This is a genomic window from Mariniradius saccharolyticus AK6 (assembly GCF_000330725.2).
GTDB lineage: Bacteria > Bacteroidota > Bacteroidia > Cytophagales > Cyclobacteriaceae > Mariniradius > Mariniradius saccharolyticus.
In genome coordinates this window covers 178,499-199,456 of the sequence record NZ_AMZY02000009.1, presented here as the reverse complement: position 1 = coordinate 199,456, position 20,958 = coordinate 178,499, and the positions used below count along the sequence as shown (strand labels likewise).

Genomic DNA, 20,958 nt, shown 5'->3' with positions numbered 1-20,958 from the left:
TTTCTAAGGCTTCAATTCTTTATTACAAAAAAATTCAATCCCCTCCTCCTGCCATCTAAAAACTCAATTTGCTGACACCAACTCAGGCTTTGGTGCTTCGATGAAGTACATATCCACTTCGCCTTTGTTCTTTGCCAAAATCTTGCCGCGGTAATGGCACTGGAAATAGTCTTTCACGAGCTGATAGGTGGTTCCTGATATGTTGATTTTGCCTTCCTCACTGCTGCTTTCCATCCTTGCGGCAAGGTTCACGGTATCTCCCCAAATATCGTAGGCAAATTTCTTCAGTCCCACTATGCCTGCCACCACGTTTCCGGTATGTATCCCTATCCTAACCTCGAAAACAGGTTTGTTTTGGGCCGCCCGCTTTTTGCCATGTTGGTCCATGAAATCCCTGATCTCAAGCGCTGCACGCACGACATTCACGGCGTGGCTATCATTGACTACCGGGAGTCCGCCGACCGCCATGTAGGCGTCGCCGATTGTCTTGATCTTCTCGATGCCGTAGCGCTGTATAATTCGATCGAATTCCTTAAAACAAAAATCGAGTTCCGAAACCAAATCGTCGGCGCTCATATTTTCCGCAATGATCGAAAACCCTTTGAAATCGGTAAACATCACCGTCACGCTGCCGTATTTCTGCGCCTGCGCTGTACCTTTTTCCTTCAGTTCCTTCGCGATATCGCTAGGGAGGATGTTCAACAAGAGCTCATCTGATTTTTCCTTTTCGGACTGCAGATCGATAGTCCTTTCCATCACTTTGGATTCCAGATTGGCGTTGTATTCCTCGAGTCGCTTTTCGTTGATACGGAGATTGGTCTCGGCGGCCTTTCGAACCTCGACCTCCTGCATTAGCTGCTTGTTGAGTTGGGTCGTACGCTCAAGTAGCATGGCGTTTTGTAGGGAAATGGCTGTTTGGGAGGCCATCACCTGGATAATTTCGACACGTTCATCCGTGAAAGCCCCTGGGAGAAGGCGATTTTCCAAGTACAAGTAGGCAAAAGCATCCCCCGCATGTTTCAATGGCATACAGACTACCGATTTCAATTGGTGCTGCAACACATAGGCCTCATTCGAATATGGCAACTTTGACCTAGCGTCTTCCAATACCAAAGTATCTCCTGTGCGCGCGACGTAATTGACCACGGCGTGGCTGATTTCATCAAACTGGTCAAAATGGATTTCCTGCATGACCTTGACCTCGTTTTTCGATACGTCCAACGATGCTTTGATGATTTTGGTCCCATTCTCCTCTACAATCAAAAACGCCCGGTCGGCACCTGCGTTTTCCGTAATCAGATCCATAAGTCCCCTAAGAATATTTCCAAGGACCATTTCCCCCGAAATGAGGTTGATGGTCTTCAGGATTGTATTTAGGTCCAGATTCGTGGACTTGGCACCAATTTCCTCGGTAGATATTACTCCGTGATACAAATCCTTCATCTGCTGAAGCTTCGCTTTCGCTCCCCATTTTGAATAAGCCTTGTAGGCATTTGAAAAATAGAACTCTGCGGCTTCATCCTGATTTTGGCGTCTCAGAAACTGTCCCGCTCGTTCCCATATGATGGCCTCGTCCTGGATATACCTGTTTTGCCGCGCAAACCTCAGCGCATAAGTAAACGACTTGAGCGCCCCATCATAATTGCCCAGCAAGCTTTCATACTCGGCATTCATCACTTCATATCTGTGCCGGTAATTAGACTCAGAGTACTTCAACAAACCCTTAAAGAACTTGAGGTTCTTTTTGGCGATCTTCAGGAGTTGCTTTTGTTCGTCCTTTGACCGTCTGCCAAATATCGGTGTGATGCAGAGGTTTTCATAAAAATAAAACAGAGTCTCCGTCACGGAACCTTTCACGGGTATCAGACAAGTCTTCTCCAGCGCACAATATTTCCAGGCGATTTCATCCTGATTGAAAACCAAGGCGATCAGCTTTTTTTGTGCATAGAGATTGTGGTAGTAGAGTCCAAATTCGGCTACGTTTGGAAAACCGACCTCCTGCTCGTCGAATATCGGTCCCTTTAGAATATCATAATCAGAAACGCCATCTACCAGGGAAGCTGCCGATTGTCTAAATAGGGCGATCCGCTTTATTTGCATGATTTGGTTTAGCGGAGCGATCTGAAGGCTCAACAACTCGCCTCTGCGGAGCAATTTTTCAAGCGGCATCCCTCCGTAGAAATACCAATAGATAATCAGTTGGCCAATAATTGAAGTAAATTCAAAATTACCCGTTTCGAGTCCTTTTTTGAAAGCCTCCTCCAAATCCGGAATGCTGTCTGCCAGATGCTTGAGCCACTGGGCAATGAACATGATGTAGGCTTGCTTGTTGAAAACAAACTGGCTTTCGTCACCTAGGATATCCCCCAGTCTATTGCCCAATTGCCCCATTTCCAAGCCTTTTTCAATTTTGCCCATAAAGGCAATGTTGATATAGCCAAATACGACGAGGGCTACTGCTGACTTTGGCCCCAACCCAAACTTTAATGTCAGCCTAATCAACTCAAACATGAACAAAGGCACCAGATTCGGCTCAAGGAAATAAGCAGCCAGCGACAGGTGATGCATGATGGACATGCAGATGATCGTCTTTTCATCAGTGATCCTCGGCAGCTTTTCGATTTCTCCTTCCTTGAATCGGGATAAGCGGATATTGGTCATCAAATATCCAATCAGCACATCAACTTGGGATGGGTGCAGTTTTAAATTTATGTCACACTTTCTGAGGGCTTCTATTCCAACCTCAATGACCCTTTTCTGATTGTTGGCTACGTTTGCGTTGAGGATTTTAAGCTCAGCAAGTTTGAGCATATCCAGCACATCGGAGACGTGCCTATCCAAAAGTCCTGTAAATTGGTCAAAAAGCTCCTGTTTATTGCACTGGTTGGCTGCAATAGCCGCATGCAGGTACAAATCGTAGGTGAATTTCCGATCGAGTTCCAAGGAATTTTCAGGAAGCAGCTGGATGGCATTTTGAAAATATTGCAGTGCAAAAAGATAGGCAGTTGCATTTTGGGCCCTGACACCCGCCATGATATTCAATTCACAAAGCCGGTGCAACTCCGAAGGCTCGGTGATTAGGGCTTTTCCGAAATTCAACTGATTGGCGATATCAAAGATGCTTTCAGCCAACTCTTGGTCTGAAGCGTTTTCCAGGAGCAAGCGGCCGATTTTGAGGTGATGGCGTTGTTTGCCCAAGTCATCATTTAGGGAATAAAAAGCCTGTTGGACCCTGTCGTGTACAAAATACATGTATCCATCGTGACTTTCTATGACGAGATCAAGATCAACAGCGGGCTGCAAATCCTTTGAGATATTCGCCTTTTTTGAGCCAGTGATCACTTCCAGTTCCTCCAAGCGAAATTTGTTTCCTCTGCAGGATGCAAGTTTGAGGAGTGTCGCCGTGTCTTTGGGAAGTTCCTTGATGGTGTCCAAAAAAAGGTCTACAATATCACCATCCACATTGAAGTTGATCAACTCCTGTTCATCCCATTTCCAACTTCCCGAAGCACTATCAAAGAAGAGCCTTTCACTGTTGTAAATGGCCTTTAAAAACTGAATCGCAAGCAAGACGTTTCCACCGGATTTCTTGTCCACAATTTTCACCAAGTCATCCAAGGGCTTTTTTGACTTACCGAGACTGCTCGTTACAAGACGATAAATGTCCCCATATTGAAGGTTAGTGAGGTGGATTTCCTCAGGTTGGAAGCCCATCTCCCCGATTTCCATCTTGAATTGGAGAAACAAATGCCCTGTAGTGACCTCATTGTCGCGATAGGCTCCGACCAACAGGATGTTTTGAATTTCATTGCTTGTAAGAATATTTCGCATCAAAGACAATGATGAGACATCGCTCCACTGCAAGTCATCAATGAAAATCACGAGCGGAGTTCCGGTTCTTGAAAATACCTGAAAGAAATTATTCATCGCATAATTGAACCGCAGTTGGGCCTCAAGACCATTCAATACAGGTAATTCGGGTTCATTTTCAAGAATACTTTCCAGTCCAGGAATCACATCATAAAGAACCCTGCCGACCGGATGTAGCAGCCGGTGGAATTCCTCTTTCCACTTGGCGAGGTTTTCCTGATTCATCATTAGCAGCTGCGCCATGAGCCTGCCCAAAGCCTGTGAAAAAGCCGCATAGGGCGTATCTGTTTTCAATTGATCAAACTTGCCCGAAGTAAAAAGTCCGCCCTCACTGAGTACCCTGCCATAAATGCTTTCGACCAAGGCTGACTTTCCTACACCTGAATTTCCGTAAACCAGTGTCAATATCTTCTCCCCTTCCATCACACGATGGAATGATTGTAGTAATTGGTTGATTTGAACTTCCCTTCCAAACAATTGATCGGTCGTCCTCAAGACACCTGATGCGTCATTGGTACCGAGTTCAAACTTTTCGGCTACACCTCTAGACTCAAGTTGATGCAATACTTCTTCTAAGTCATGCAACACGCCTATCGCCGAATGGTATCTGTTTTGCAGGTCCTTTTCTAGCATTTTGAGAATGATATCTGCCAACGCTAGTGGCATATCAACGGACTCAGCAGGATTTCTTGGTGTCAATGCGATATGTGCATGGATTTTTGCCGCTCCTTCTTTGGATTCGAAGGGTGCAAAACCGGTAAAAAGCCAATAGAACACCGCTCCCAAAGAATAGATATCGGTATAAAATCCGATGGAAGCACCTATTCTTCCGGTTTGTTCGGGCGCGATGTAATCTTGGTCGGCCTCGGGGAATGTCAGTCGATGTTGAAGGCCAATCTTCCCTCTAATCTTGGCAGCCATGCCAAGACTGATGAAATAGATCCGGTGTGTGCTCTTCTCAATCAGGATATGGTCGGGATTGAGGTTGAGATGGACCATGTCCTGCCGTTGAACTTCCGCAAGTCGCTTGGAAATTGCTATACATACCCTCAGTTTTTCCCCGAAGCTTGGATTGGTAGCTGCAAACTCACGAAGCGTTTTCCCATGCACAAACTGGAGCTTTAGGCGGATTTCAGCATTATCTCCCTCACTTCCCAAGACTTTCCTGAAGCCATCTATTTGTTGCCCAACGAATGAAGCTTCGTTATTGGACTTCATCAGGGCAACTTGGGAAATCGACACCTGCGAAGCCTTTTTTAGGGCAATGTTTTGTTCCAGAAATGATTCTGAATGCAGAATATCGAAGAATTTGCCTTCATAGAGGACCTGCCACTCCATCGGATATTGAAATAAGATGACTGTTTTTTCATATTGGCCAGGCGAGCACAAGGTTGCCAAAAATTCTACACTTAGCCAGAAATAAATATAGTATGATTTTCTTTCGAATACACTTAAAATAAAATTCTGCCACGAAAATAAGTTGCCTAATTTTTACCTACCTTCATGATGTTTCCACTATAAATCCTAGCTATTAAATTTTTTTTCCAATCGAAAAAATGGCAACCACAGCTTCCAAAAAAATTGGCCACGAGTATCCTTCCGCCGACGAAGATACTATCGCAGCGAGAATGGTCGGGGAATTTGAGGCACAGGTCACGCGCCTATACAAAGACAAAAAAATGCTGAGGCAAGTACATACCAAGATGCATGGCTGCGTCAAGGCAACTTTCAGTGTCGAAAAAAACCTGCCTAAAGACCTGAAAGTGGGCGTATTTGCCGAGGAAAAAGATTACCATGCCTGGGTGCGATTCTCCAATGGCATTACCATCCCCCAAAAAGACAGCAAAAAGGATATCCGCGGAGTCGCCATCAAGCTGCTGGGAGTGCCGGGTGAAAAGCTACTTCCCGATGAGCGACAGTACCAAACCCAGGACTTTCTCTTGATGAGCACGGAGACATTTTTTGCAAAAACCATCAAGGAACTTGATACACTGCTCAAGGCAGTGACAGCTGCCAGTAAGATCAAGTCACTTTTGTATTTCATCAATCCATTGCACCTGTCAACTGTCCTCAGGGTTAAAAAAAGTATGGTCGCCTGTGAAAATCCACTTTCCATCCCCTATTGGAGTACACAGCCTTACCAGTTTGGCACAGTCAACCAAGCTGTAAAATACCATCTTCGTCCTTCGCCCAACAACAATATCGTGGTCGAAAATACCAAGGACTACAATTACCTACGCTACAATCTTGCGCAAACCCTTACCGATAACATCGCCAAATTTGACTTTTTTGTCCAGTTCCAGACCGATGCGGATGCCATGCCGATCGAGGACCCTACGGTGGCCTGGACGTCGCAGTTTGTCAAAGTCGCCACGCTAACCATCTACGCGCAGACTTTTGACTCCGAAGGCCAGCTCGAGTTTGGGGACAATCTGTCCTTCAATCCATGGCATTCGCTGCCCGAACACCGCCCGTTGGGAAGTTTCAATCGGGTAAGAAAACGTGTATATGAAGTAATGTCCAAGTTCAGGCATGACGCCAACAAACTGCCGATGTTCGAGCCCGTTGACTCTGATGATTTCTTGTCCGATATCAACAAACCCAATACAAAGGTCACGATTGATCAACAAGTCCCAAAGAAGCATACCATCAGCACAACTGCCGAAGTGATCGTGAATTGCAGCAAGGAAAAGGCCTACATGTATGTATCAAGCGTCAAGGAGTTGCCCAATTGGCTGCTTAAAACGGGGCCGATCTATGGCATCATCAACGTGACAACCCTGCGTGGAAACTGGGAAAATGTAGGCGACAACAGGTTGGTCAAGCGGGGAGACGGAGCCACCCTGATTGAGGAACTCATTACGGTCCATCACTATTCCCACTATGCCTATCAGTCCACTGATTTCAGCGATATTTTCCAGCGGTTTACGAACAAGACCTACGGGCAAATGTGGTTTGACACCGTGGATGGCAAAACGAGGTTACGTTGGACTTATACGTTTACCTACAAGAACTTCTTTGCCCGCCTATTCCTCTCGTTTTTTGCACCGGTTTTCTTAAAAAAATACCTGCAAAACGGCCTCAACAACGCAAAAGCATATCTGGAGGAATGACGACTAGGAAAGTCCAAGCTGGTTTTCCCAAAAGAGAATTATCCCTATCAACTCCAAATGAGCAAAATTGAGTGAATTAGGCGAAAAATGCTTCGTCTAAATCGTCCCCAAGTATCTGATTGCGCTGATAGACGGAAAAAAGAAGTAAGCCCCTCCCCTTACGGTGATAAATCTTTGCAATCCTGAAATCGTCCGATTCACCGGTACATCTTGAATCGTGAAATTCTGTTCCTCTCCAGGTTTGGGGTTTTCCTTGACTCCAATGATCGGATCGGGATCATTGTAGAGCTCTTTGATTTTGGGAAGATTTCCCCAGGTGTATTGCAAAAACTCAAATTGGCGACTGATATCGGCATTGAAACAAGTGAAAAGCAAGCCGACCTCACCCTTTGGCTTCCTATTTGTCGGCGAGCCCTCAAAAATCTCCCCATAAAGCCTTGCTCTCCGAATGATCCTATGCTGATTGCTGAGCTTCAGGGATTCTTTCACCCCATGGTCATCGACACTGTCCCTGGGGTTGGTTCTTCGCAGGTGTGAACCAAAGGGACACTTAAGTCCGTCGCTATCAAATTTCGCATAGCCAAAATCGTTGATATCGCTGATGACACCGGGATCTTTTTCGGGAAACAGCGTAATCGGTGCCCCGCTTTGCCACCTGCCCATAATCTTTGCTCCGAGCTTAAGGCTCTCAGCTTCATTGATCGACCCATCAGCATTTTTTGTCTTTTCATTCAGAAATGTCCAAAAACCTTCTACATCCTGCTGTAGCTGCCGCATCACCATCATGGTACCGTTTCGTCCAAAGTCCTTCTTTCCACTCCCTTCGGCATCCGTTGAAAGCAGGTTCATATTGCCTTGGTTTTCTGTCAACAATGGGGTATCCGGATAAACCCCAAACTCGTTGCGGTAGCCATATATAAACTCGCCAGCCTTGACCACATCGTCTTTTGACCCTACTCTTCCTGAGCCCTCGATGATAGGTTGGGAGATGCCGTCCCGAAATCCAAAATGTTCCTTGTTGTCTGGCTGGGTTGCTCCATCGAGAGAATAAACGACCTCCACGCCCATATCTGGGAAACGGGATTCCAATTGCTCGAAATAGCGGATACAAACAGCTTTATCCCGCTCCAAATCATCCTTATGTCCTTTATCCCTACCAAAAACCATCAGGCAAAGGTGAATTTCATCTGTCTTCGGGCCACCCCAAATCCAGTTCTCCGGCGCGCTGCTGTCCGAGTCTCCAAGAATTCGGGTCCGATGGGGAGAAACCATGCCCTCACGAAACTCCCTCGAAAAGGCAGCGAGATTTTGAGCTTTCATTCCCAATTTCTTTAAACCCGCGTGGGTAAACCCAATATTCAAATGGGTGTCATTGATTTTGGATTTGTCAGGGACATGTTGCGCAGTCGTAAAATCTGGCCATGATAAAGACAACCATTTCCTAAATGCCCTAGGATCCGTGATCTTCATATAGGCAAACCTGGAATACATCATGTGCGCATAGCCACGGACCACGTAACCTTGGATGTCTTCGAGTTCTAATACGTTCATGGCTTCGTCTAAATAAGTTTGAGGAATTTCTTGGCCTGCCTTTCAGAAAGCGACTGCATCAAAAGCGACCGGATTTTTGTGTTGTTGTTGACGTTTTTGATAGATAGGTCGGGATAGGCAGCATACCACGCCTGGGTGACAACCTGGGAATTTCTACTCCAGGCAAGAAAATGCTCCTCGTCATAGGCACCGCCGGTCAGCAGGAAATTTGTCTTCGGAAACACCTTTGTATTGGAAAAAATCCCCGTCAAGCCCCAACCGCTGTTATCGATAAAATCGCCCAAATACTGTTGCCAACTCCCATCAAAATTGCTGAAAAACAAAACCCTGGAATTGTCCTCAAACATGACCCATTTCGCAAAGTGGATCGTCGGTATTCCCATGAGTTTGCCCTGTACGAATACTGTCTTGATCAATCCTCTGGAAAGCAGAAACATAGCCTTGATGGTAGCCAATCTGACCCAGCCGGTCTTCATGTCTACCAGCTGGCTAAACTGATTTTGGTACTTAAAATCCTCATAGGACTCCAATTCTGTCATATAGGCGCTGTCGAGCCCACTACGTTTCATAGTGAAATTTTTATCCTTCACCTCATAGAAGAAGTGGACAATCAGCAACCAAACGATGATCAAAGGAAGCAACAAAATCAAAATCAATCCGACCAAGACCAGTCCGGGAATGTTTATTTTCGGCAGGCTGACCGTTGATTTGTTCAAAAAATCAAACCGAGAATCTGCCAGCACATGTGATTTTACCTGTTGATGGATTGATTTGGCGGAAACACCTACCCAGGACTTTGAATCGAGAAAGGACCGGATTGCGTCCCGCAGTTCCCGCTCTTGTTTTATCTGCTTGACAGTGCGCCCCGGAGCCCCGATGTACACCGCAGCGTCCTTTACCAAGTTTCTTTGCAAATACGAAGTCCGGTTTTGAGGATTCCTGTTTTCAGCGGAAGGATAACCCTCACAAAAGCAAAAAACACTATCAATGGTGTTGGATGACTCGGAGCAGAACTTTGCAACGAACTCAGCCAAGTTCCCATCAAAATCAACGACAAAGACCAATTTTGGATGACGTTTGGTCGGGTCATCGATGTACGACTTGCCGTGGTCGATGACAAGCCATCTGGCAAAATGCACCACTCCCAATTGCTCAAATTCCGAAGCAGTTCCACGATCTATTTCTTTGTTGATTTCGGCCAGTCGCAGCAGCAATTCCCAAACCTTACCCTGAACAATCGGAACGACAACGGTAATCGAGTTTTGGCGCATAAAACACTATTTTGAGATTTCTGTTCAAAAAATAAACACTACCTAATTTTCAAAATCCAACGTAAACCACTTTGGCAAAAAGGAGCATTCCAAACGCGATGCACAAAATCCAGCCATCTTTAGTGCGAAACATTCCTAACATCCAATCATGAATGTAAGGAATCTTAATGAGTGAACAAACTGGCCAACAGTCAGGGACAAAAAAAACAATGGTGTCTTCGAAAATCACCCTTTGTGGCTCAAATTCACTAAGAATGAAATCCCAAAATCCTGACCTGTAGTTACATAATAAAGAGACTCAAAATTTCATAGATTTTCAGGCTCCTGCCTTCATAATCCTTACCAATCGGAATATGTGACTCCTCCTCTTTCGAATTGTCTGTCGATCAAAAAAACTTCGCCCGAGAATTCGATTTGGAAAAAATCGGCCTACCCAAATCATTGTAATCCAACGTAGGATTTTCAACAATATTTAGCTTAATTTCAGGTATGTATTGAAAAACTAAACCCAACCAACCATGGCTATTGTTAACATTTACCTGACCTTTAACGGAAATTGCAAAGAAGCATTTGAGTTCTACGCTAGCGTACTTCAACAGAAAATCTCCGATTTCAACCTATTTGGAGAAATGCCGCCACAGCCCGGATTTGAGCTGTCGGAAGCGGACAAAAACCGAGTTATGCATGTAACACTTCCCATCAGTAAGGAGACATCACTCATGGGTTCAGATACTTTTCCGCATCAGCCGGTCAGTTTTGGTGACAACTTTTCGATTTCAATCAGTCCTGATTCCAAGAAAGAAGCAGACAGGATCTTTAAGGAACTAGGCGAGGCAGGAAATGTCGTGATGCCGATGGCGGACACATTCTGGAACGCCTACTTTGGGATGGTCAAGGACAAATTCGGCGTTAATTGGATGATCAATTTTGACTCTTCACATTCCTAATAATCATGAAAAAATACAGCATCGAACTGAAATGGGCCCTGGCGTTTGCAGGAATGTCACTCGTATGGATGGCATTGGAGCGCATGGTTGGCTTGCACGATACGCATATCGACAAGCATGCGGTTTACACCAATTTTATCGCCATCCCAGCCATTACCGTATATGTATTGGCGCTCCTTGACAAGCGAAAAAACTACTACGGTGGCAAAATGACTTATATGGAAGGATTCGTTGCGGGCATGGTGGTAACCCTGATCGTAACCATCATTAGCCCACTTACTCAATTGATCACTTCTTCGATCATCACACCATACTACTTCGAAAACGCCATCCAATATGCCGTGTCTAATGACAAATCAACGCTGGCAGCTGCGGAGGATTATTTCAACCTCAAAAGCTATATCATCCAGGGTTTGATTGGCGCTCCCATTATGGGTCTAATCACCACAGCTATCGTGGCATTCTTCACCAAAAACTCCAAATAACCCCCACAAAAAGTACCATGGACAAGGCAGAACAAACCATGCTGGACAACCTCCGGAAAAACACTGGAAAAACCCTCGAAGAGTGGATCGAATCCGTCAAGGGCAAATCCTTCGCGAAACACGGGGAGATAATGAAGTACCTCAAAGAGGAAATCGGGCTTACCCATGGATTTGCAAACCTAATCGCGCTGAAAACGCTCAAATCCGATGCAGGGTCTGTTGAAAACAAAGACGATCTGATTCAAAACCAATACAAAGGAAAAGAGCATTTTCTTCCGATTTATGAAAAGCTTGTTTCTGAAATCCAAAAGTTCGGATCAGACATTGAACTTGCCCCGAAAATGGCCAACGTCAGCGTGCGGAGAAAAAAGCAATTCGCATTACTCCATCCAATCACCAAGACCCGCTTCGAAATTGGCATCAACTATAAAGGTCAAGAACCAAGTGGGAAGCTGCTGGCTAGCGGCAACGCGATGTGCACCCATAAAATCAATATCGGCACTTTGGATGATATCGATGCTGAGGTAATCGGCTGGCTGAAGCAGGCCTACGAGCATGCTGGTTAGTAAACTTTTTTTGTAATCGATCAATCTTCGCCTAGCCCATTCATGGAATCTGCCTGCCTTATTCAAACCCCAACTCCCAACCTACAACAAAGCCAAGATTTTTATGAGCAAATCGGTTTTGTCCCCTTAGATAATTCGCGCCTCATTTGGACCGATGCTAAGGCCCATATCGAAATAAATCCGGATCGATTCGCACGGGCTGGGATCAAACTATTCAAGTCTGATTGGAGCAAAGAAGTCGGGCATTTGCAACTTATAACAAAAGTGATTGCTGTTGGCGGTGGATATGTCCTTGCGGATCCATCAGGTACTTGGATTTACCTGATTGAAAAGGAACCACCCATTCAAACTGGAAAGCGTGGCGACTCTATTGGAATGCTCGGCAATTTTCACGGGGTGAGCCTAGAAACCATGGATTTGGACAAGTCTATTTTGATTTTTGAGAATTTGGGACTTAGCCATACGGGAGGTTCGACAGAACAAGGATACATTGTCTGTTCGTTAGGAGATTTTTCTGTGAGTCTGATGAAGCCACTGTCCTGCCCCCACCTTTTCTTCAACCCCTCACTCACCTATTTCAATAGCAAAAACAACCTTTCGATAATCGCCAAACTTCGCGAAGTTGGCGTATCTTTTTCAGAAGAGATCACAATTTTCAACGAGGAAGGCCTGGTGGACAATGTCACAATCAGAGATCCGGGTGGCATCGGGTTTTTCATATTTAGTGATTGACCGATTATCGAAAACCCGTGGGAAAAACAAAGTAAATCTCCAATTTTAAGGGATTGAAAGATCCGTTATGTCCGATTTCTCCTCCCAATTCTGCCATAAAATCCATATCAAAACCTTTGGCTCAGCTTTTTTAGCATCCATTCTTCTCTTTTTATACTCTTGTCAACCGAGCTCCGAAAAACTTGCCTCTGGTACACTATTGGGCTATTTGCAATTAGATAATTCTCTCTTGGAGATTTCGGAGGTAGCAACGGGCTTGGAAGTCCCATGGGATTTGGAAGCTTCAGAGGAGGGAAAACTTTGGTTTACCGAAGTAAGTGGAAGGCTTTTTTGTTTGGATTTGCAAACATTGGAAAAAAGGGAAATCTTGAAGCTAGACGATGTTCTGGCTAAGAAATCCTATGGATTGCTCGGAATGGCGGTTCACCCTGAAAAAGGGTATGTTTTCCTCCACTACACCTTTGGCATTCCAAAAAATGCCAACGAGGAATCGGTGATGTCCCGCTTGGTACGGTATGATATTTCGGAAAGCGGATTGGAGAACAGGTTGATTCTGCTGGACAGCCTGCCCGGCAATACTTTCCACAATGGCTCGCGAATACTGATTGAAGGAGATTTGATTTATTTTTCACTTGGGGATGTTGGTAAAGTTGATCAATCGCAATCCGTAGACTTCCTCGGAGGAAAAATCATGAGAATTGGGCTTGACGGAAGTATACCTGAAGACAATCCTTTTCCAGGAAATCCAGTATGGGCTGCTGGCTTTAGAAACTCACAAGGGCTGACCTTGGGAAAGAACGGACATCTCTATGCTTCCGACCATGGCCCTATCAATGACGATGAAATCAACTTGATCGTGAAAGGAGGAAATTATGGTTGGCCTAATGTTGCAGGATTCTGTGACACATCCGAGGAGTCTGAGTATTGTACAGACCATACCGTGATTGAGCCGCTTCGAGCCTGGACACCAACGATTGCGACAGCTGGATTGGAATATTATCGCAGTAAAACCATACCAGATTGGGAAAACAGCCTCCTACTTGCGACAATGAAGGGCCGCTCGCTTCGGGTCCTCCACCTCAACACCAACGGTGATGAAATCGAGTCTGAGGACATTTATCTACAACAGGTTTTTGGAAGGATTCGGGACATCTCAATCGGCCACGCCGGAGAAATCTATCTGAGCACCTCCAATCGGGATTGGCATCCCAGGTTCCAGCCATGGATGTACGAAGGCTTACCCGAAGGCCCAGACAGGATCATTCGATTGAGAAAAATACCAGATCAGGAGCAGGACAAAAGCCTTCCGGTCTTTTCATTGGAAAAAGAACCCATCCGCTTGTTGGACGAAAACTGGAATCCAGAAGTACCAGCCGAACTCACAAAAGGCAGGAATCTATATGCGACCCATTGCCTCGCCTGTCACGGACCTGATGGCATGGGTTCAGAAGACCTGATCCCGCCACTTGCAAATACTCCTTGGGTCACTGGCGACAAAGGGAAACTCATTCGGACAATGCTTAAGGGTATCAGCGGTGAAATTGAAGTCAATGGTAAGATTTTCAATCAGGAAATGCCTGCTTTTGCCCACCTCCAAGACGCTGAGTTGGCGGAAATCCTAACGTTCATCAGAAACCAATTCGGAAATAAGGCTTCAGCTGTGATTCCCGGCGAGGTGTTTGAGGAACGAAAAGGTCTAAATCGGCAATAAAAAACAATTCATAAAAATTCAGATTTATTGAACCCACGGTGGCTCGGAATTCATCACCGGAATTTCAACACTGGCCTGAACCAATGCGGAAAACAGAAATTAAGGTAAATGATTTTTTCCCCGAATTCAGGATAATTCAGGCATAAAGGCAACAAAATCGGCTTGCTTATCTAGGCTTGGTAAAATTGACCTCTTTTCGGTAGAATTATCGGAATAGGTCTATATTTTTCATAAAAAGTTTAATTTAATTTTTTAATCATAAGTTTCCAGACGCAGAATTATTTGGCTGTGTTACATTTTACAATCCATGAAATGCAATAAGTGAGCCGAAAATTTCTGTTCATCCTTGAATTGGAATATTTTATTTATCTGTTTTTCAGTTACTTATATTTTTAAAAAAAATATTATCAGGAAAAGTCCAATTTAAATTTCCATTATTAGAAAGTATTTATTTACATTTAACAGCCAGATAGAAGAGAATCGCGCAGATTCACCCCCAGTAACGTTTAATGATTCACCCATGGATCACCAAAAAAAATGGAATAAGATCATTTTGGTTGATGACGATGTCGTAACCAATCATGTACACAAAAAACTCATCAATCACCTTGGCTTTCAAGGTGAGGTGATCACCCTCCCAGATGGCGGGCATGCAATGAGTTATATCAATTCTAAATTGGAACAACCGGAAGCAAAGAAACGGGGGGACAAGGAATTGGTACTTTTAGACCTCCACATGCCAAAAACCAACGGGTGGTCGTTTTTGCAGCAGTTCAAACAGTTTGACAAAAAGACTAAAAATAAGTTCAGGATCGTGATGGTCAGTAGTTCGATCCATCCTGACGATATAGAGCCGATCAAAGAAATTTCAGAAATAGCCGAATACATAATCAAGCCAATCTCGGTCGACCACATGAAAAAACTCATCTACGGATAAAAAAAGAGGCTATCGGATTCGATAGCCTCTTTTTTTTAAGCAGGTAGTCTAAAACCTTGCCGGGCGTACAGCTTCCATTGTTTCTTTTCCTTTTTCCAAACCATCAAAGTCGCAAGCCTTAGGTTGATCGGATCACCCGTAGGGCTCAGACCACGGATGATCAATAGGTTGCGCATGATGGCTGTATTTCCAGAGACTTGTACCGTCTCGCTTTCTCTTTCGATTGTTTGATAGGAAATTGGATTTTCACTTACAACCTCCTGTAAAAACGCTGCCTTATCCTGGATCACGCCGGAGGAATGGCCATAGCTAAGGTCTTCCGAAACCACGGAGGACAAATCCATCGCATCAGCTTTGATCATCCCGACAATAAGCTTGTCGAATGCCTGCGAAACCATTTTTTCTTCGGTATTCTGGCCTTGAATTTCCCCGAAAAACAAGCCTGAAATAAATATAAGTGTCAACAATTTTTTCATAATTGAAAATTACCCCAATCATAAACTCCTCCCAAACCGTCGATACAATAATTGATTCCTTTATGGATAAAATCAAAATGACCTCATCATTGTCGACCATAAAGAGCCTAAAAATCACTAGATTTCCTTCAAACTCGATATTCGAAAATGGTACCGACACTGAAAGTTCAAGTCGCCTATCAGATTCAACGACCCGCAGAGGAGATATTTGAAGCAATCGTGGATCCTGATAAGATGGCCAAGTATTTCATTTCCAAGGGGAGCGCCCGAATGGAAGAAGGGAAGACAGTTTACTGGTCGTTTCCCGAGTTTCCGGACGAGGAACCTGTGCAAGTCGGCAAAATCGAGCAAGACCGATTGGTGTCCTTTTCATGGAAAATAGACGGCTTGGACCATTTTGTGGAAATATCGCTCGAGCCAAAAGGCCCTGCAGATACCCTGGTGAAAATCACAGAAAGGGAAAGGCCAAATGACGAAGCGGGAATTCGCTGGCTGAAGGGCAACACCGAAGGATGGATGAATTTCCTGTGCTGCCTGAAAGCCTACCTGGAGTACGGCATCAATCTTCGGAAGGGTGGCTACGATTTCTACATGAAAAAGTGAGATCCTTTACGTACATCCTTTCATGTAAATCATGTTAAAGTTGGCGAGGACAAATTTGGATGTTGGCAGGCCTCTCTTAACTTTGCGCACTCAATGAACGGGACATTTACCGATACCGCCGCTTGTTTCTCCAACACCTTTTTCGGTGGCGTCCATCATTTCCACCATTCCTCCTAAGGAGGAACTTTTAACACATACCGCCCATGGAGGGCTATGCAAGGGATGCATCAGCCTATATCTCCAAAATGATCATCAGCATTTTGATTCTAACCGTATATTGCATCCATGAATTCAGTTTTGAAAATAGCCGTCCAAAAAAGTGGCAGATTGAGTGACGATTCCCTATCGCTTGTCAAGGAATGTGGGATCAAATTTTATAATGGGACCGGAAAGCTTATTTCCGCTTCCACAAACTTCCCTGTAGAGTTTTTGTTCCTACGCGACGATGATATTCCCGGCTATGTAGCCGACGGCGTGGCTGACTTAGGCATAGTCGGGGAAAATGAGATGGTCGAAAAAGCCAAGGACGTAGCCGTTCTCAAGAAGCTTGGCTTCTCCAAATGCCGCCTTTCTTTGGCAATTCCAAGGGGAGTCGCGTATGAGGATGTTTCCTATTTCCATGGCAAGAGCATTGCCACCTCCTACCCTAGAATTCTTCAGGATTATCTCGAATCACATGGAATCAGGGCAGACATCCACGAAATCAGCGGCTCGGTTGAAATTGCACCAAGTATCGGACTGGCGGATGGGATTTGTGATATCGTCAGCTCGGGATCGACCTTGATGATGAACGGCCTGAAAGAAGTGGAGGAAATCTTCAAATCAGAGGCGGTTCTTATTGCCAACAAAAACCTTTCCGCAGAAAAACTATCCATTGTTGACCGCTTGCTCTTCAGGATCAACGCGGTTCAAAAGGGCAAAAGCAACAAGTATGTCCTGCTCAACGCCCCCAACCATGCATTGGAAAAAATCATTGCCTTGATTCCCGGAATGCGTAGCCCTACGATTCTGCCCCTCGCGCAGCCAGGCTGGTCATCCGTCCACTCTGTGTTGAGCGAGGACCAGTTTTGGGAGAACATCGAGGAACTCCGTGCCGCTGGTGCGGAGGGAATATTGGTCGTCCCAATTGAAAAAATGGTTGTCTGATTCAAAAAAAGCTTCTACATATTTTTCATTCCAATTATGAAACTGATCGTCAATCCTTCCAGGTCCGAATGGGCAAAAGAACTACAGCGTCCAATCCATAAGACCAAGGAAATCGAAAAAATCGTCAAGCCAATCATGCGGAAGGTCAAACGCATGGGCGACAAGGCGTTGAAGAAATTTGCGCTGGAATACGACCATGTCCAGATCAAAACCCTTTTGGTATCTGCTGAGGAAGTCCAAAAGGCCAAATCTCTTGTCGATCCCGACCTACAGGCCGCGATCCTGCAAGCCAAAGAAAATATTGAAACATTCCATGCGGCACAGGCCACCCCTGATCTCGTGATGGAAACAATGGAGGGAGTCACCTGTATGCGCCGCTCAGTGCCTATCCAGCGGGTTGGTCTGTACGTTCCCGGCGGTACGGCGCCACTTTTCTCGACTGTGCTGATGCTCGGAATTCCAGCCAATTTAGCTGGATGCGACGAGATCATCTTATGTACCCCCCCCGACAAAGAAGGCAACATCCATCCGGCAATCCTATTCACCGCGGATTTGATCGGGATAGACAAAATCGTGAAGGCAGGTGGCGCCCAGGCGGTAGCGGCTTTGACCTTTGGTACCGAATCCGTGCCCAAGGTCGACAAGATCTTTGGCCCAGGAAACCAGTATGTAACCGCAGCAAAACAATTGGCCACTAAAAACGGCGTCGCGATCGACATGCCGGCGGGTCCCTCAGAGGTGTTGGTGTATGCCGACAGCAGCGCAGTGCCGGCTTTTGTCGCCGCTGACCTGCTTTCCCAGGCCGAACACGGGGTAGATTCCCAGGTTGTTTTAGTCGCAGCCTCCGAAAAAATCGCCAAGAAAGTCGAGGAGGAAATCGCAGAACAAGTCGGGAAACTGCCAAGAAAAGACATTGCGAAAAAAGCCTTGGACAATTCTGTGATCGTTGTGATGCCCAAACAAGAAAAGGCAATCGAGCTGATCAACGACTATGCGCCCGAGCACTTGATCATCTGCGTAGAAAATGAAGACGAAGTCGTTTCCCAGATTATCAACGCTGGTTCGGTTTTCATCGGCAACTTCACGCCGGAATCTGCGGGAGACTATGCCTCAGGCACGAACCACACCCTTCCTACCTATGGATATGCAAGGAATTACAGTGGCGTGTCTTTAGATAGTTTTTTGAAGAAAATCACTTACCAAAAAATTACAGAAAAAGGAATCAAAAATCTCGGACCCACCATAGAGAAAATGGCTGAAGCCGAACACCTAGACGCCCACAAGCGTGCGGTAAGTATTCGGTTGAAATACCTCAAAGAAAAGAAATAATGGCATTTGATATAAAAAAACTGCTGAGGCCACACATCCTCAGCATCAAACCCTATTCTTCCGCAAGGGACGAGTATTCGGGAAAGGAGGGAATTTTCTTGGATGCCAATGAAAATCCCTACAGTGCACCGACCGGGGAAGCTTTCAACCGCTACCCCGACCCCTACCAACACCTGATCAAAGAAAGACTTGGTCCCATCAAGGGCGTGGGAAAGGAACAAATTTTTCTCGGAAACGGAAGCGACGAAGCGATAGACCTGTTGATGCGGGCATTTTGTGTGCCGGGCAAGGACAATGTCCTTTTATTACCGCCAACATATGGGATGTACGAAGTATCCGCCTCAATCAATGACATAGCCATCAAACGTGTGAGCTTGACGGAAGACTTCCAATTGAAACCGAAGGAAATCCTCGAGGCGGTGGACGAGCATACCAAAATCATTTTCATCTGCTCACCCAATAATCCGAGTGGTAACAAAATGCGAAGGAGTGATATCTTGGCCATTCTCAATGGTTTTGAAGGCCTGGTGGTGATAGATGAGGCATATGTTGACTTCTCGGATGAACCTAGCTTCACAACGGAGTTAAACGAGTTCCCAAACCTACTTGTAATGCAGACCTTCTCAAAGGCCTGGGGATTGGCAAATTTGAGGATTGGGATGGCCTTTGCATCGGCGGAAATCATTCGGGTCCTAAACCTCATCAAACCGCCCTACAACATCTCCGGTCTCACCCAAGAAAGGGTATTGGCATCATTGGAAAACGCTGAAAAGGTCAAGGAAGTAGTAGCTTCGATCCTAAAGGAGCGCGAAGTTTTGGAAAAATCATTGAAGCGAATCCCTTTAGTTCAAAAGATCTACCCTTCCCATGCCAATTTTCTCCTGGTAAAAGTACCGGCCGCCAAGGAAATGTACGATTACCTAACCCGAGAAAAAATCATCGTGCGCGACCGGTCCAAAGTAACACTGTGTGACAACTGCCTCAGGATTACCGTGGGCACGCAGGATGAAAATCGTCGTCTTCTGGAAGCTATGTCCGAATTCCAGTCATTAGTAAAAACTCTCAAACCATGAAAAAAGTACTTTTTATAGACCGTGACGGCACCATCATAGTCGAGCCGCAAACCGACTTCCAGATTGATAGCTTGGAGGACTTGGAATTTATCCCTGGGGCAATTTCAAACCTTCGGAAGATCGCGGAGGAAACGGACTTTGAGCTTGTTATTGTCACCAACCAAGACGGCTTGGGCACTGACTCCTTGCCGGAGGAAAACTTCTGGCCCGCCCACAACAAGATGATGCTTACTCTGGCGAATGAAAATATCCATTTCGCAGATGTGCATATCGATCGGTCTTTTGAACATGAAAACCTTCCCACAAGGAAGCCGCGGACGGGACTACTCACCAAATACATGCAAGGAGGATATGACCTTGCCAATTCGTATGTGATCGGAGATCGAAAAACGGACGTACAACTGGCCAAAAATCTGGGGGCAAAGGCAATCTTCATCGGCAAACCTACCGAAGGTGCCGATTTCTGCACCGAGAGTTGGGATGAGATTTACCGCTTCCTGCGAATGCCTCCACGCATAGGGGACGTGAGAAGGAAAACCTCGGAAACAGACATCCATGTCAACGTCAACCTGGACGGTACCGGCAAATGTGAAATCTTCACAGGTCTGCCCTTTTTCGACCATATGTTGGAGCAATTGGGAAAACACGGCGGGACCGATCTGCACATTGAAGTGAAGGGCGATCTGCATATCGATGAGCACCATACAATTGAGGACACGGCTTTGGCGCTGGGTGAAGCTTATCTGAAGGCACTTGGCGACAAAAAGGGGATTTACCGATATGGATTCCTTTTGCCGATGGATGACGTGCTTGCGCAGGTTGCCATTGATTTTGGCGGTAGGCCTTGGATAGTCTGGGACGCGGAATTCAAGAGGGAAAAAATAGGCGACATGCCTACGGAGATGTTTTTCCATTTCTTCAAGTCATTTTCAGACACTGCCAAATGCAACCTCAACATCAAAGCTGAAGGCCAAAACGAGCACCACAAGATCGAGGCGATATTCAAAGGCCTTGCCCGTGCGATCAAAATGGCCGTCAAACGCGATATTGCGGCGCTCAATCAACTGCCTAGCACGAAGGGAACGCTTTGATGCAGTCCCGTAATCATGGAACAAGACTATTTCCAACAGACGTGGGTTGAATTTGGA

The 20,958-nt window shown here is 45.6% G+C and carries 16 protein-coding genes; 12 read left to right on the top strand and 4 right to left on the bottom strand.

Annotated features, from left to right (window positions below):
* Positions 1 to 63 precede the first annotated feature (63 nt).
* Entirely contained in the window at positions 64 to 5,208 is a 5,145-nt protein-coding gene (locus tag C943_RS08645) for an adenylate/guanylate cyclase domain-containing protein (RefSeq protein WP_008626649.1), read from the bottom strand.
* A gap of 218 nt (positions 5,209 to 5,426) precedes the next feature.
* On the opposite strand from C943_RS08645, the gene C943_RS21385 reads away from it, so the two are divergent.
* The gene (locus C943_RS21385) at positions 5,427 to 6,983 is read left to right on the top strand and encodes an SRPBCC family protein (protein ID WP_008626647.1); all 1,557 of its coding nucleotides are present in this window, start codon (positions 5,427 to 5,429) and stop codon (positions 6,981 to 6,983) included.
* Positions 6,984 to 7,079: 96 nt separating this feature from the next.
* Here the strand turns inward: C943_RS21385 and C943_RS08635 are convergent, their stop codons facing one another.
* Together C943_RS08635 and C943_RS08630 are read right to left on the bottom strand one after the other, a co-directional pair.
* On the bottom strand, positions 7,080 to 8,534 hold the full coding sequence (locus C943_RS08635; protein WP_008626645.1) for a Dyp-type peroxidase: 1,455 nt from the start codon (positions 8,532 to 8,534) through the stop codon (positions 7,080 to 7,082).
* Between the two features lie 8 nt (positions 8,535 to 8,542).
* The gene (locus C943_RS08630; protein WP_008626643.1) at positions 8,543 to 9,805 is read right to left on the bottom strand and encodes a hypothetical protein; all 1,263 of its coding nucleotides are present in this window, start codon (positions 9,803 to 9,805) and stop codon (positions 8,543 to 8,545) included.
* A gap of 518 nt (positions 9,806 to 10,323) precedes the next feature.
* Between C943_RS08630 and C943_RS08620 the strand changes: the two genes are divergently transcribed.
* The 6 genes from C943_RS08620 to C943_RS08595 all read left to right on the top strand — a co-directional run bounded on the left by C943_RS08620 (position 10,324) and on the right by C943_RS08595 (position 15,183).
* A complete protein-coding gene (locus tag C943_RS08620) occupies positions 10,324 to 10,752 on the top strand; it encodes a VOC family protein (protein ID WP_040479724.1) in 429 nt (142 codons plus the stop codon).
* Between the two features lie 5 nt (positions 10,753 to 10,757).
* Positions 10,758 to 11,237: a DUF4199 domain-containing protein gene (locus C943_RS08615; protein WP_008626639.1), complete on the top strand. Its 480-nt coding sequence runs from the start codon at positions 10,758 to 10,760 to the stop codon at positions 11,235 to 11,237.
* Between the two features lie 17 nt (positions 11,238 to 11,254).
* The gene (locus C943_RS08610; RefSeq protein WP_008626637.1) at positions 11,255 to 11,803 is read left to right on the top strand and encodes a DUF4287 domain-containing protein; all 549 of its coding nucleotides are present in this window, start codon (positions 11,255 to 11,257) and stop codon (positions 11,801 to 11,803) included.
* A 42-nt stretch (positions 11,804 to 11,845) separates the two neighbouring features.
* Entirely contained in the window at positions 11,846 to 12,535 is a 690-nt protein-coding gene (locus C943_RS08605) for a hypothetical protein (RefSeq protein WP_008626635.1), read from the top strand.
* Positions 12,536 to 12,743: 208 nt separating this feature from the next.
* Positions 12,744 to 14,246 carry a PQQ-dependent sugar dehydrogenase gene (locus tag C943_RS08600; RefSeq protein ID WP_169334614.1) on the top strand — a complete coding sequence of 501 codons (1,503 nt, stop codon included), beginning with the start codon at positions 12,744 to 12,746 and terminating at the stop codon, positions 14,244 to 14,246.
* 520 nt (positions 14,247 to 14,766) lie between these two features.
* The gene (locus C943_RS08595; protein WP_040479721.1) at positions 14,767 to 15,183 is read left to right on the top strand and encodes a response regulator; all 417 of its coding nucleotides are present in this window, start codon (positions 14,767 to 14,769) and stop codon (positions 15,181 to 15,183) included.
* Between the two features lie 35 nt (positions 15,184 to 15,218).
* Here the strand turns inward: C943_RS08595 and C943_RS08590 are convergent, their stop codons facing one another.
* Positions 15,219 to 15,659: a nuclear transport factor 2 family protein gene (locus tag C943_RS08590; protein ID WP_008626625.1), complete on the bottom strand. Its 441-nt coding sequence runs from the start codon at positions 15,657 to 15,659 to the stop codon at positions 15,219 to 15,221.
* 147 nt (positions 15,660 to 15,806) lie between these two features.
* Between C943_RS08590 and C943_RS08585 the strand changes: the two genes are divergently transcribed.
* The 5 genes from C943_RS08585 to hisB all read left to right on the top strand — a co-directional run bounded on the left by C943_RS08585 (position 15,807) and on the right by hisB (position 20,901).
* Complete coding sequence (locus C943_RS08585) at positions 15,807 to 16,262, top strand: SRPBCC family protein (protein ID WP_008626623.1); 456 nt, start codon at positions 15,807 to 15,809, stop codon at positions 16,260 to 16,262.
* A 285-nt stretch (positions 16,263 to 16,547) separates the two neighbouring features.
* Entirely contained in the window at positions 16,548 to 17,408 is an 861-nt protein-coding gene (gene hisG, locus C943_RS08580; protein ID WP_040479718.1) for an ATP phosphoribosyltransferase, read from the top strand.
* Between the two features lie 36 nt (positions 17,409 to 17,444).
* Complete coding sequence (hisD, locus tag C943_RS08575) at positions 17,445 to 18,737, top strand: histidinol dehydrogenase (protein WP_008626610.1); 1,293 nt, start codon at positions 17,445 to 17,447, stop codon at positions 18,735 to 18,737.
* Entirely contained in the window at positions 18,737 to 19,810 is a 1,074-nt protein-coding gene (gene hisC, locus C943_RS08570) for a histidinol-phosphate transaminase (RefSeq protein ID WP_008626608.1), read from the top strand. Before hisD ends, hisC begins: the two co-directional genes overlap by 1 nt.
* The gene (hisB, locus tag C943_RS08565; protein WP_008626606.1) at positions 19,807 to 20,901 is read left to right on the top strand and encodes a bifunctional histidinol-phosphatase/imidazoleglycerol-phosphate dehydratase HisB; all 1,095 of its coding nucleotides are present in this window, start codon (positions 19,807 to 19,809) and stop codon (positions 20,899 to 20,901) included. Before hisC ends, hisB begins: the two co-directional genes overlap by 4 nt.
* Positions 20,902 to 20,958 lie beyond the last annotated feature (57 nt).